Raw genomic sequence first — 11,323 nt, 5'->3', positions numbered from 1 at the left:
TTCAGTGGCTTTGTCACTGCCTGGCATTTGATCATTTAATTTTCCAATTGATGGCCCCCGTCCTAGACTGCGGCCTCAGCTCCCGATTGCCCAGCCATCCCCATGCAAGAACAAGAACACATCCGCCTGCTGCGCCATGCCGTGCAGCTGGCGCACGACAACCGCCTGCGGGGCGGCCGGCCCTTCGGCGCCCTGCTCGCGCGCGAGGGGCAGATCCTGTCCACGGGCGTCAACGAGATCGTGCAAAGCCATGACCCCAGCGCCCACGCAGAAATGCAGGCGCTGCGCGCGGGCACGCGCGCCCAGGCCAACGCCAGCCTGGCCGGCTGCACCATCTACGCCAGCGGCCACCCCTGCCCCATGTGCCTGGCGGCGCTGGTGATGGCCGGGGCCGAGCAGGTTTTCTTCGCCTTCGACAACGCGGATGCCCAGCCGTATGGCCTGTCCAGCGAGGGCGCCTACCAGCGGCTGCGCATGCCGCTGCAGCCGCCACCGCTGCCCCTGACGCGGCTGGACACGGGCATCACGGCGGCCCAACTGTACGGCAACGCCCCCTGGGCCTGAAGCCATGTCGTCCATTGCGCCTGCGCACACCGAGACCCCTGCCGCAGCACACGCCATTCCAACGGCACTGTGGCTGGCCACCGTCGTGCTGGTCACGCTGAACCTGCGCCCGTTTCTCACGGCCATCGGCCCGCTGGGACCGCAGATCCAGTCCGCCACCGGCATGGCTCTGTCCACGCTGTCCTGGCTGACCCTGCTGCCCATGGCGTTGATGGGCCTGGGCGCCTGGCTGGCCCCGGCCGCGCTTCAGCGCCTGGGTCCGCGCCGCGCCGTGGTCGGCTCCTTGGCGGTGATTGCGCTGGGCTGTGCGCTGCGCGTGGCGGGCTCCAGTGCGGCCACCCTGCTGGCCACGGCCGCGCTGTGCGGCGCTGGCGTCGCCCTGGTGCAAGGCGTGCTGCCGGGCCTGATCAAGCGCCAGTCGCCCGCACGCATGGCCCAGATGATGGGGCTGTACTCGGCCGCGCTCATGGGCGGCGGCGCCCTGGGCGCCCAGATTTCGCCGCTGGCCGTGCAATGGGGACTGGACTGGCGCCTTGCGCTGGCGCTGTGGACTGCGCCCGCCCTGCTGGCATTGGCGCTGGCGCGGCATGCGCTGCGTGCGTTGCCGGCTCCGGCGCCCATGGCAGGGGCCAACGCCACGCAAGACACCGGCTGGCTGCGCCGGCGCCCACGCACCTGGATGCTGATGGCCTGCTTCGGCCTCATCAACGGCGGCTATGCGGCCATGGTGGCCTGGCTTGCACCCTTCTACCAGACGCACGGCTGGAGCCCCGCGCAAAGCGGCGGCCTGGTCGCCCTGCTGTCGGTGGCACAGGCCGGCGCCGCGCTGGGACTGCCCGTGCTGGCCGCGCGCCATGCCGACCGGCGGCCATGGCTGGGGTTCACGCTGCTGTGCCAGATCATCGGCCTGGCCGCGCTGGCCTGGTGGCCTGATGCGGCGCCGCTGCTCAACATCGTCATCCTCGGCATCGGCCTGGGTGGCTGCTTCGCGCTGATGATGGTGGTGGCGCTCGACCATCTTCCCCACCCCACGCAGGCCGGGGCGCTCAATGCGCTGATGCAGGGCGGCGGCTTTCTGATTGCGGCGCTGGCGCCCTATGTGATCGCCCGGCTGCACCAGTTCACGGGCGGATTCGGCGCCGGCTGGCTGGCACAGATGGCCGCCGTGCTCGTGGTCTGCGTACTGGTGTCCCGCCTGGCACCGCAGCGCTACGCCCAGGCCATGCGGGCACCCGGCGGCTGACCCGCTTCAGTGCGCCGTTGCCTGGAAGCCGGCAGACCAGCGCACGAAGGCCCAGACGCACCAGGCCAGGCCCAGCGCCACCAGGCCGCCGCCGATCCAGCCGATGTTCTGCATGCCCGCATGCATGCTGACCTGGCTGCCCAGCAGCGCGCCGCCGCCAATGCCGATGTTGAAGATGCCCGAGAACATGGACATGCCCACATCGGTGGCGTCGGCTGCCAGCTTGAGCACCTGGGACTGCATGGCCAGGGCGAAGCAGATCATGGCGACACCCCAGACCGAGCTCATCACATAGAGCGAGGCCTCATGGCCCGAGGCCGGCACCAGCATCAGCAGGCTGGCCGACAGCACGCCAATGGCAGCCAGCAGAAAGCCGCGCGGATGGCGCAGGCCCCACCAGCTGAACATCACGCTGCCCACGATGCCCATGCCGCCGTACAGCAGCAGCACGGCCGTGGTCACCTTGCCCTCGAAGCCCGCGATGTCCTGCACGAAGGGCTCGATATAGCTGTAGGCCGTGAACTGCCCGGTGATCACGACCACCAGCAGGATGTAGATGGACAGCAGCGCCGGACGGCGCAGCAGCATGGGCACGCTGGCCAGGTTGCCCGCGTTCTCGCTGGGCAGGCGCGGCAGCAGCCGGGCCAGGGCCACCATGACGATGGCGGCCACCCCGCCCACGGCCAGGAACGTCGTGCGCCAGCCCAGCCATTCGCCCACGATGCGGCCCAGCGGAATGCCCAGCACCATGGCCATGGAGGTGCCGGTGGCCAGCAGGCTCAGCGCCACGGCCTTCCTTCCGGGCGGCGCCACGCGCACGGCCAGCGAGGCCGTGATGGACCAGAACACCGCATGCGACAGCGCGATGCCGATGCGGCTGACCATGAGCGAGGCAAAGCTCCAGGCCACGCCCGACAGCACATGGCTGGCCACGAACAGCGCGAACACGCCCATCAGCAGCTTGCGCCGCTCCACATTGCGCGTGAGCAGCATGAAGGGCAGCGAGGCCAGGGCCACGATCCAGGCATAGATGGTCAGCATCAGCCCGACCTGCTCGGTGGGCATGCCAAAGCTCGCGCCAATGCTGCTGAGCAGGCCCACGGGCACGAACTCGGTGGTATTGAAGACGAAGGCGCCCAGCGCCAGCGCGATCACGCTGAGCCAGGCCTGGGCGGCCGTGGGTGTGGATGACGCGGAAACGGAGCCGGCCGCAGCGGAGACGGAAGGGGGCATGGGGAACGTGGGGCCTTTTTTGTTGCAGCGCAATATTGTGCTGCGCCATGCGACCGCCTGATGTCAGCTGCCGCGCAGGCCCCAGTGCCGCCAGGGGGACTCAGGCCGGAGGCAGGTGGCAGACGGCCTCGATGTTGTGGCCGTCGGGGTCGAGCACGAAGGCCGCGTAATAGTCGTCATGGTAGTGCGGTCGCAGGCCGGGCTCGCCATTGCAGCGCCCGCCTGCGGCCAGGGCGGCCGCGTGGAAATCATCGACCATGTTGCGGTTGTCCACGCGAAAGGCCACATGGATGGGCGGCTGGTTGGGCTCGCCGCCGGTGATCCAGAAATCAGGCTTGGGCGGCTCGCCAAAGCCGGCCGTGTCGCCGTGGCCGGTGAGCTCGGCGGACAGCTCCATCAGGATCTCGTAGCCCAGGGGAGCCAGCGCCCGCGCATAAAACTCCCGGCTGCGGTCGAAGTCCGATACGAGGATTCCCGTGTGGTCGATCATGGCGGCGCTCCTGCCTGTTCGTGACAGGCACCAGCATGCCATGGAGGCCGCCTGCGCACCAGCCGGGAGCCCCCGGTGCTCAGTAAGCGACGGTAAAGCGCTCGCGCAGGTGCAGGCCCTTGTCCAGCGCATCCACCAGGGCCACGGCCAGATCGGCGGCCGAGATGGTGCCGGGCTGGCCGTCGGCCTGCATCAACGGCTCATCCTTGCCCGTGCGGTACTGGCCCGTGCGCTCGCCATGGTCACCCAGGTGCAGGGCAATCGGCGGGCTCAGCATCGTCCAGTCCAGGCCCTGCTCCTTTTGCAGATCGTTGAGGGCATCGCGCGCAGCCGAGGCGCCGGGCTTGATGGCGGCCGGGAACTCGGGCGTGTCCACCAGTTGCCTGCCGGGCGCGATGTAGAGGCTGCCCGCACCGCCCACCACCAGATAGCGCTTGACGCCAGCCGCCTTGGTGCCCGCCACGATGGCGCGCGAGCCGCGCATGAAATCCTCATAGATGTCGGGATTGCCCCAGCCCGCGTTGTAGGCGCTGACCACGGCGTCCGCGCCTGCCACGGCCCGCTGCACGGCGGCGGCATCCAGCACATCGGCCTGCACGGCGTGCAGATGCGGCTGGGCCGCCAGCCTGGCGGGGTCGCGCACCAGGGCCACGACCTCGTGGCCGCGCTGCAGCAGCTCCTTCAATACCGCCGAACCCACAAAGCCGGTTGCGCCAATGAGTGCCACTTTCATCTTCATTCCTTTGCGGCGCCTGGGCGCCTGTTCACGATGGCATTGAGATTACGCCGTTCACAATCACTGCGGAAGACAGCAGTTTTCACCAACAGCTTGAAGCACCACTTCACAATACAGCCCATGGACGACTACAAACGCATGGCCGTTTTCGCCGCCGTGGTGCAGCACGGATCGATGAGCGCCGCCGCGCGCGCCCTGGGCATGAGCCCCTCGGCCGTGAGCCAGCAGGTGCGCCAGCTCGAGCGCGACGGCGGCGTCACCCTGCTGCACCGCTCCACCCGGCAGATCGCCCTCACCGACACGGGCGAGCGCTACTACCAGCAGTGCGCCGCCATGGCACAGGCCGCCAGCCAGGCGCGGGCCGAGCTGGCCGCCGCGCGCGACGAGCCCGGCGGCGAACTGCGCCTGTCGGCCACCGTGGGCTTTGCGCGCCATATCGCGCCGGCCCTGGGCAGCTGGCTGGCCCGGCATCCGGCACTGCGCCTGCACCTGGATGTGGACGATGCGCCCATCGACCTCATCCAAAGCCGCATCGACCTGGCGCTGCGCTTTGGCCGGCTGGCCGACTCGGGCTGGGCGGCCCGGCGCCTGGGCGCCATGCGCAACTGGCTGTGCGCCTCGCCCGCATGGATACAGGAGCACGGCGGCGGCGCGGCCTGGCGCCACCCGGCACCGCTGGCCAGCGCGCGCTGGCTGGGCCTTGCGCGCGAAGGCCAGGGCCAGGCCCTGCGGGCCGAGGCACGCCACCCGGCCACGGGCGAGACCTACAGCCTGCAGGTGCAGCCCCATGTGGCCAGCAACAACCAACTGTCCCTCCAGCAGATGTGCGAGGCCGGCCTGGGCCTGGCCCTGCTGGGCAGCATGGACGTTGCCGACGCGGTGGCCGAAGGACGCCTGGTGCGCCTGCTGCCCGACTGGGACTTCGGCGGCCTGGACATCTGGGCCGTCACCCCCCAGCGCCAGGCCCAGCCCGCCAAGGTGCGCCAGGCCATTGCCGCGCTGCAGGCCTATCTGGCGCAGTTGCCCGGCGTGGTCGATGCGCCGGCGCAGGCCCCGGCCGAGGTCCCGGGCCGATAAAAAAAGCCCGCACAAGGCGGGCATGAAAACGAAGGGAGGACAGGCTCTCAGTCGAGGGCCGTCTTCTGGCCGTTCTTGAACACGCTCAGCGTGTACGAAGGGTTCTTCATCTCGCCGTTCTTCTCGAAAGCGATCTTGGAGGTCACGCCCGAGTAGTCGGCCTTCTGCAGGAAGGGAATATAGACCTTGGGGTCCCAGGAGTTGGCGCGCTTCATGGCGTCGGCCAGCATCATGGTGGCGTCGTAGAAGTACGGGCTGTAGACCTGGAACTGGCCGGGGTACTTGGCGTCGTAGCGCTTCTTCCATTCCGTGCCGCCAGGCATCTTGGCCAGCGAGGCGCCGCCGTCGGCGCAGATCACGTTGTCCAGCGGCTTGGCGCCGGCGGCCACCTTGGCCAGCTCGGGCACGCACAGGCCGTCGCCGCCGAAGTACTTGGCATCGTTCATGCCCAGCTGGGCCATCTGGCGCAGCATGGGGCCGGCCTGGCCATACATGCCGCCGTAGAAGATGCCTTCGGGCTTCTTGGCCTTGATCGAGGTCAGGATGGCCATGAAGTCCGTGGCCTTGTCGTTCGTGAACTCCGAGGCCACGACCTTCACGCCCAGCTTTTCCGCATCCTTCTTGAACACATTGGCCAGGCCCTGGCCGTAGGCCGTGCGGTCATCGATGATGGCCACGGTCTTGAGCTTGAGCGTTTCGGCCGCGTACTTGGCCAGCGCCGCGCCCAGCGCGTTGTCATTGGCAATCACGCGGTAGGTGGTGTTCCAGCCGGGCTTGGTCAGGTCGGGGTTGGTGGCCGCGCCCGTGATCATGGGAATGCCGCAGTCCTGGAAGACCTTGGACGAGGGGATGGCCACGCCCGAGTTGAGGAAGGCCACGGCGCCGGCGACCTTGTCGTCGCACAGCTTCTGCGAAGCGGCCGTGCCCTGCTTGGGATCGGCCACATCGTCTTCGGCCACCAGCTGGAACTTGACCTTCTTGCCGGCGATCTCCATGCCCTTGGCATTGAGGTCGTCAATGGCCATGCGCACGCCGTTCTCGTTGTCCTTGCCGAAATTGGCCTGGGGTCCGGACACGGGGCCGATGTGGCCGATGCGGATCACCTGCTCCTGGGCCATGGCCACGCCACCCATGCCGGCCACGACGGCCGCAATACACAACTTCCGGGACATCTTCATCGCGCACTCCTCAGTTGAAACAGGCCGTCACGTTATTCCCGTCATCGCGGCTTGGCAATGGCGCGTCACGCCGCGTGACGGGACCGCGACACTCGGCCCCAACTCAGTGTTTACGAGAATCCATCCCCAACCAAAGCTGTGCTGGGAGGCTGGCCGGCTCACGCCGCGCGCGCCTGGCCCAGTGCCTGTACCTGTGCCAGCTGGTCCAGCGCCGCCAGGCAGGCATGCGCCACTTCCACGCCCTTCTTCACGAAGTGGGCACGGAAGAACTCCACATGGTCGCCATGTTCGTGGAAATCGCGCGGCGTGAGCACGGCCGAGAACACCGGCACTTCGGTATCGAGCTGCACGCGCATCAGGCCGTCGATCACGGCCGAGGACACGAACTCGTGGCGATAGATGCCGCCGTTGACCACCAGCGCGCAGGCGATGACCGCGTCGAAACGGCCGCTGTCGGCCAGCTTCTTGGCCAGCAGCGGGATCTCGAAGGCGCCGGGCACGTTGAAGTGGCTGATGTTCTGCGCGGCCACTCCCTGGGCCTGCAGCTCGGCCGCCATGGAGTCTCGCGCCTGGTGCACGACATCGGTATGCCAGCTCGCGCAGATCACGGCCACGCGGCTGCGGCCCGCGACGGCCTTCCACGGCGTGCCCGAGGCCGTGCCGTGTGCGGAGAAGTTCAAGGAGACAGGAGTCTGATTCATGGTGCTCTTTCGAGATGAGACAAATGAATCAGGGCGCGCGCCATGGCGCCGCATGGCGCGGCACAGCCCATGGGACAACCATGGGCATGGCGCCTGCCATGCAGGTGCTGCGCGATCTCTTTCATCCGGACTGTGACCGTCGGCTCTGGCATCTCACCAGATCTGCTGACCCCGGCCGGCCTTGCGGCTAGCCGGGCGCTCGCGGGCTGCTGGACACATGCCGAAAGACAGATCCAGATACCGCCGGTGGGGAATTTCACCCCGCCCTGAGAACGCTGCTTTGCGGCGCACGGACTGCGCGCCGCCAAAGACAGCGGCCATTCTAGTCCCGCGCAGATGCCATTGCGGCGATCGGGGCGACCGCAGCCATTGCGCGCTGTGCCTGCGGATTTCATCTGGAAGCACCTACAGTGCATGGACCAATTGCTATCAAAATAGAAGTCCCGCTGTCGCCGTCGTTGCCTCGTCAGGACGATCCAGGTCAACCATCGAGGCCTGTCAAACGTCATATGAAGAGATCCAGACAGGAAACACGCCTTTGCCCGGACACCACACCATGACCCGAACCAACGCCTCCCCCACGCAGCAGCGCCCGCAGCCTGGCCTGCGCCCCCTGCGCCTGCTGGCCGGCCTTGGCCTTGCAGCCCTGGTCACCGCCTGCGCCGTGCCGCCCGATGGCTATTCGGACATGGGCTCCGGCTACCCCAGCTATCCCAGCTACCCGTCCTATCCCAGCTATCCGTCGGGCGGCGTCGTCTACCCCTCGTATCCCACGCAGCCCGCCTATCCGGACAACGGCTGGTACGAGCGCCAGCGCCTGCAGCGCGAACGTGAGCGCCTGCAGTACGAGCGCGAGCGCATCCAGCAGGAACGCAACCGCGATGCCTGGCGTGACCGCCAACAACGTGAGCGTGAAATGCGCGAGCGCGACCGGGACCGTGACCGCCAGGCCCAGGACCGCGACCGCCAGTTGCGCGAGCGCATGCAGGAGCAGCAGCGCCGCGAAGCCGAGCGCCAGCAGCGGGAGCGCGAACGCGACCAGGGCCAGCAGCAGCGCGAGCGCGAACGCCAGCAACGGGACCGGGAGCAGCAGCAGCGTGACCGCGAGCAGCAGCAACGCGCCATCGAGCGCATGCAGCGCGAAAGCCAGGGCGGTGGCAACCCCTACCCCACCCAGGATCCGCGCCACTGGCGCTGAACGGCTGACCGGCGGCATTTCCAGCCCCTGGGCGCCGCACCATAATCGGCAATACACCGCATCCCTGTGCCGCTTGTGATGGGAAAGGAAACCGCCATGCACCGTACCCAAGACCTTTGCCAGCGCCCTGCGCTTGTGTCGATGCTTGTAACGCTGGTGGCGGCGCTCATCGCAGGCCCGGCCTCGGCCCAGGTCATCCGCTGCACGGACGCCAAGACCGGCCGCGTCACCTACACCAACAGCAGTTGCAAGGACGGCGAAAACCGCGTGCAGGTGCAGGAAGCCCCCAGCCCCGAAGAGCTGGAGCGCGAGCGCGCGCAGTCCGCCGCCGCCATAGAGCGCAAGAACCAGCAACTGGCCCGCGAAGAGGCCGAGCGCCGCATGCGTGCCCAGCAGCAGGAGCGCGAGGCACGCAGCCGGCGCGAGCGCGAGAACTCGGCCCAGCGCGACGGCGGCGACTCCCCGGCCTGCCAGCAGGCGCGCCGCCGCCTGGACACCATCCTGGCCGAGGCCAATCCCGATCCCGCCACCTGGGGCCCGCGCAGCCAGGCCGCCCAGCAGCAGATGGAGATGGCCTGCCTGGGCCCCAAGGCCTATGAACAGCTGCAGCAATCGCGCGCATTGCAGCCCAATGCCATCAACCGGCCGTGGATCGTCGGACGCCCCGTGCCGCCGCAGCCGCTGCCGCCTTCGGCCCCCATCTCGCACTGCAACGTGTTCCGCTGCTACGACACCAACGGCGGCATCCACCCGCGCTGATTCAGGCGCGCAGCCCCTGCTCCACGGTCGGGTAGCGCAATCTCAGGCCCAGCTCCTCCTTCAGGCGCTGGTTGCGCAGGCGGCGTGACTCCCCCATGAAGCTCAGCAGGCTGGCCGGCAGCTCGCGCTGCGCCTGCTCGCGCGTGATGCGTGCGGGGCGCGGCAGTCCATAGAGATCGGCCGCAAGGTCGAAGTAGTCGCCCATGCGCAGCTGCGTATCGTCGCTGGCGTGGTAGATGCGCTGCGGCCGGCCGAGCCACAGCGCCCGCACGCAGGCGCGGGCCAGGTCGTCGGCATGGATGTGGTTGGTATAGACATCCTCTGCGGCGCACAGCAGGGGTGTCCCTCGCAGCAGGCGCCCGCGCGGCGTGCCGTTTTCCCGGTCCGGCGCATAGATGCCCGGGATGCGCAGAATGCTGGCGCGCAGGCCGCCGCGCCCGGCAAAGCGCACGGCTCGCTCGGCGTTCACGCGGCGCTGGGCACGCGCCGTGGCCGGTGCGGGCGGGCGGCTTTCGTCGATCCAGGCGCCCTCGCAGTTGCCATAGACGCCGGAGGTCGAGCCATAGACCAGGCTGGCCGGCCGGCCGCGAAGGCGCAGCACGCGCAGCAAAGCCGTGGTGCGCGGGTCCAGCCACCAGCCATCTTCGCCGGCAGGCGGATTGGGCGGCGGCGCCAGGTGGACGACGCGCGTGGCCAGGCCGGCCAGACGGCGCAGCGTGGCAGGCGCGTCCAGATCGCCCAGCAGCGGCGTGATGCCGCGCCCGCGCAGATCCTGCAGGCGCTCGGCGCCACGCGTCAGGGCCAGCACGCGCGGGCCCCGTCGTGCGGCACCCGAACGGGCGACGGGCGCGCCCGCCAATGCACCAGCCACGCGCAGCCCCACGTCGCCGCAGCCGACGATGAGCACGCGTTCGCGTCGAAAGCGCGCCGGCAGCGCGCCCAATGGGTTTTGGTTTGAGGGCAAAATCCTGGCCTGTTGCGAGGGCGGCCACCCGCGCGCCGCCGGTCGCGGCAGCGGCATGTCCGTCCGGGAAAGAAGATCGCCGGCGCGCTCCACGCGCCGCCAGCGCCCCCGAGGATACCGAGAACATGACCGAGATAGCCAACGCTTCCCACGAAATCACCGTACAGCCCAGCGGCCGCGCCTTCGCCACGCAGGGCAGCGAGACCATCCTGGCCGCCGCCATCCGCTGCGGCGTGGGCCTGCCCTATGGCTGCAAGGACGGTGCCTGCGGCTCCTGCAAGTGCAAGAAGCTGCTCGGCGAGGTCACCCATGGCGCCCACTCGGAAAAAGCGTTGACCGCCCAGGAAGAGGCCGACGGCTATGTGCTGACCTGCTGCGCCACGCCCAGCACCTCGGTGGTGCTGGAGTCGCGCCAGGTGACCGATGCCAGCGCCTTCCCGATCAAGAAGATGCCCGTGCGCGTGGCCACGCTGGAGAAGAAGTCGCACGACGTGATGCAGGTGCGCCTGCAGCTGCCCGCTGCAGACAAGTTCCGCTACCACGCAGGCCAGTACGTGGAATTCATCCTGCGCGACGGCGCCCGCCGCGCCTACTCCATGGCCACGGCCCCCCATGTGCAGGACACGGCACCGGGGCTGGAGCTGCACATCCGCCACATGCCGGGCGGCAAGTTCACCGACCACGTGTTCGGCGCCATGAAGGAAAAGGAAATCCTGCGCGTGGAGGGCCCGTTCGGCAGCTTCTTCCTGCGCGAGGACAGCGACAAGCCCCTCATCTTCCTGGCTTCGGGAACGGGCTTCGCCCCCATCAAGGCACTGCTGGAGCACATCCGCCACAAGGGCATCACCCGCTCCGTCACCCTGTACTGGGGAGGACGCCGGCCCGACGACCTCTACCTCGACGCCTGGGTGCGCGAGCAGGCCGAGGCCATGCCCCAGCTGTGCTATGTGCCCGTGGTCTCCGACGCGCTGCCGGAAGACGGCTGGAACGGCCGCACGGGCTTCGTGCACCAGGCCGTGCTGGACGACTTTGCCAACTTGTCCGGCCATCAGGTCTATGCCTGCGGTGCGCCCATCGTGGTCGATTCGGCACGCCATGCCTATGTGGAGCAACGCGGCCTGCCGGCGGAAGAGTTCTACGCGGACGCGTTCACCTCCGAGGCCGACAAGGCTTCCTGAGT

General features: G+C 68.8%; 12 protein-coding genes and 1 riboswitch. Of the genes, 6 read left to right on the top strand and 6 right to left on the bottom strand.

The features are described 5' to 3' along the window. The first annotated feature begins 102 nt into the window (after positions 1-102). Together DTS01S_RS18145 and DTS01S_RS18140 are read left to right on the top strand one after the other, a co-directional pair. Positions 103-564, top strand: a complete 462-nt coding sequence (locus DTS01S_RS18145; protein WP_017404867.1) for a nucleoside deaminase — start codon at positions 103-105, stop codon at positions 562-564. Positions 565-568: 4 nt separating this feature from the next. Continuing rightward, positions 569-1,807, top strand: a complete 1,239-nt coding sequence (locus DTS01S_RS18140; protein ID WP_017404868.1) for a cyanate transporter — start codon at positions 569-571, stop codon at positions 1,805-1,807. Between the two features lie 6 nt (positions 1,808-1,813). On the opposite strand, the gene DTS01S_RS18135 is transcribed toward DTS01S_RS18140, so the two are convergent. The 3 genes from DTS01S_RS18135 to DTS01S_RS18125 form a co-directional block, all read right to left on the bottom strand. Continuing rightward, positions 1,814-3,040, bottom strand: coding sequence for a sugar transporter (locus tag DTS01S_RS18135; RefSeq protein ID WP_016452582.1), 1,227 nt, complete (start codon positions 3,038-3,040; stop codon positions 1,814-1,816). 100 nt (positions 3,041-3,140) lie between these two features. Continuing rightward, positions 3,141-3,530, bottom strand: coding sequence for a VOC family protein (locus DTS01S_RS18130; RefSeq protein ID WP_016448965.1), 390 nt, complete (start codon positions 3,528-3,530; stop codon positions 3,141-3,143). 79 nt (positions 3,531-3,609) lie between these two features. Beyond that, positions 3,610-4,263: an NAD(P)-dependent oxidoreductase gene (locus DTS01S_RS18125; protein ID WP_016448966.1), complete on the bottom strand. Its 654-nt coding sequence runs from the start codon at positions 4,261-4,263 to the stop codon at positions 3,610-3,612. 123 nt (positions 4,264-4,386) lie between these two features. Here DTS01S_RS18125 and DTS01S_RS18120 point away from each other — a divergent pair, with 123 nt between their 5' ends. Beyond that, on the top strand, positions 4,387-5,343 hold the full coding sequence (locus DTS01S_RS18120) for a LysR family transcriptional regulator (RefSeq protein ID WP_016448967.1): 957 nt from the start codon (positions 4,387-4,389) through the stop codon (positions 5,341-5,343). A gap of 47 nt (positions 5,344-5,390) precedes the next feature. On the opposite strand, the gene DTS01S_RS18115 is transcribed toward DTS01S_RS18120, so the two are convergent. Both DTS01S_RS18115 and DTS01S_RS18110 read right to left on the bottom strand, forming a co-directional pair. Beyond that, entirely contained in the window at positions 5,391-6,521 is a 1,131-nt protein-coding gene (locus tag DTS01S_RS18115; protein ID WP_016448968.1) for a branched-chain amino acid ABC transporter substrate-binding protein, read from the bottom strand. Positions 6,522-6,679: 158 nt separating this feature from the next. Continuing rightward, complete coding sequence (locus DTS01S_RS18110) at positions 6,680-7,222, bottom strand: 6,7-dimethyl-8-ribityllumazine synthase (RefSeq protein ID WP_016448969.1); 543 nt, start codon at positions 7,220-7,222, stop codon at positions 6,680-6,682. A 109-nt stretch (positions 7,223-7,331) separates the two neighbouring features. Further along, positions 7,332-7,500: riboswitch (FMN riboswitch) on the bottom strand. A 278-nt stretch (positions 7,501-7,778) separates the two neighbouring features. Between DTS01S_RS18110 and DTS01S_RS18105 the strand changes: the two genes are divergently transcribed. Both DTS01S_RS18105 and DTS01S_RS18100 read left to right on the top strand, forming a co-directional pair. After that, positions 7,779-8,420 (top strand): hypothetical protein, encoded by a 642-nt coding sequence (locus tag DTS01S_RS18105; RefSeq protein ID WP_016448970.1) that lies wholly within the window; start codon positions 7,779-7,781, stop codon positions 8,418-8,420. A 96-nt stretch (positions 8,421-8,516) separates the two neighbouring features. Beyond that, positions 8,517-9,179 (top strand): DUF4124 domain-containing protein, encoded by a 663-nt coding sequence (locus DTS01S_RS18100; RefSeq protein ID WP_026062231.1) that lies wholly within the window; start codon positions 8,517-8,519, stop codon positions 9,177-9,179. A gap of 1 nt (position 9,180) precedes the next feature. Here DTS01S_RS18100 and DTS01S_RS18095 read toward each other — a convergent pair whose 3' ends face one another. After that, complete coding sequence (locus tag DTS01S_RS18095) at positions 9,181-10,200, bottom strand: SDR family oxidoreductase (protein ID WP_016448972.1); 1,020 nt, start codon at positions 10,198-10,200, stop codon at positions 9,181-9,183. Between the two features lie 68 nt (positions 10,201-10,268). Here DTS01S_RS18095 and DTS01S_RS18090 point away from each other — a divergent pair, with 68 nt between their 5' ends. Beyond that, on the top strand, positions 10,269-11,321 hold the full coding sequence (locus DTS01S_RS18090; protein WP_061288275.1) for a CDP-6-deoxy-delta-3,4-glucoseen reductase: 1,053 nt from the start codon (positions 10,269-10,271) through the stop codon (positions 11,319-11,321). Positions 11,322-11,323 lie beyond the last annotated feature (2 nt).

The organism is Delftia tsuruhatensis NBRC 16741 (assembly GCF_001571325.1).
GTDB classification, from domain to species: domain Bacteria; phylum Pseudomonadota; class Gammaproteobacteria; order Burkholderiales; family Burkholderiaceae_C; genus Comamonas; species Comamonas tsuruhatensis.
This window is presented reverse-complemented; position numbering and strand designations above follow the sequence as displayed.